The organism is Acrocarpospora pleiomorpha (assembly GCF_009687885.1).
GTDB lineage: Bacteria > Actinomycetota > Actinomycetes > Streptosporangiales > Streptosporangiaceae > Acrocarpospora > Acrocarpospora pleiomorpha.
The window spans coordinates 1-934 of the sequence record NZ_BLAF01000154.1 but is presented as its reverse complement, the minus strand read 5'-3'; the positions used below and the strand labels follow the sequence as shown (position 1 = coordinate 934).

The 934-nt window shown below is 70.1% G+C and carries 1 protein-coding gene; it reads left to right on the top strand.

Annotated features, from left to right (window positions below):
- On the top strand, positions 1-934 hold a 934-nt coding region (locus Aple_RS51705), incomplete at both ends, for a polyketide synthase dehydratase domain-containing protein (RefSeq protein ID WP_174890017.1).

Below are 934 nucleotides of genomic sequence, written 5' to 3'. Positions count from 1 at the left end.
TCCGCTTCGCCGACGGTGTCGGTGCGTTGCGTGGGCTGGGCGTACGGGCGTATCTGGAGTTGGGTCCCGATGGCGTCCTGAGCGCCATGGCTCAGGAGACCCTTGCCGGTGACGTCGATGCGCGTGAGCCGGGCGTGGTGCTGGTGCCGGTGCTGCGGAGGGATCGGGGTGAGCAGGGTGCGGTGATGTCGGCGCTGGCCGAGTTGCACGTGAATGGGGTGCCGCTCGATTGGCGTGCGGTGTTCCCCGGTGCCCGCCAGGTGGAGTTGCCCACCTACGCCTTCCAGCGTCGGCGTTTCTGGCTTGACGGCGCGGACTCGCGAGCGGGAGACGTGACGACGGCGGGGCTGACGGCCGCCCAGCATCCGCTTCTCGGGGCCGCTGTCGGGCTGGCCGGTTTGGATGGGGCGCTGCTGACCGGTCGTATCTCGCTGAGGTCGCATCCGTGGCTGGGCGATCACCTGGTGGATGGGGCGGTGGTGTTCCCTGGCACCGGGTTCCTGGAGTTGGCGATCCAGGCGGGCGATCGGGTCGGCTGTGATGTGGTCGAAGAGCTGACCTTGACCGCGCCGTTGGTGCTGGGTGAGCGGGACGCGGTGGCCGTACAGGTGTGGGTGGCGGCACCGGATGAGTCGGGTCGGCGTGAACTGGGCGTCTACGCCCGGCAGGCAGACGCGGGGACCGAGGAGCCGTGGGTACGTCATGCGGTCGGTGTGCTGGCGGCCGACGGCCAGCCCCGGGAACGGTTCGACACGGCGGTGTGGCCGCCGCGTGGTGCGTCGGTGATCGAGCTGGGTGGGTTGTATGACCGGCTGGCCGAGGGTGGGCTGGGTTATGGGCCGGTGTTTCAGGGGTTGCGTGCGGCGTGGCGGGGTGTGGATGGGGAGGTGTTCGCGGAGGTCGTGTTGCCGGAGGGGGTGGTTGACGCGGGGTT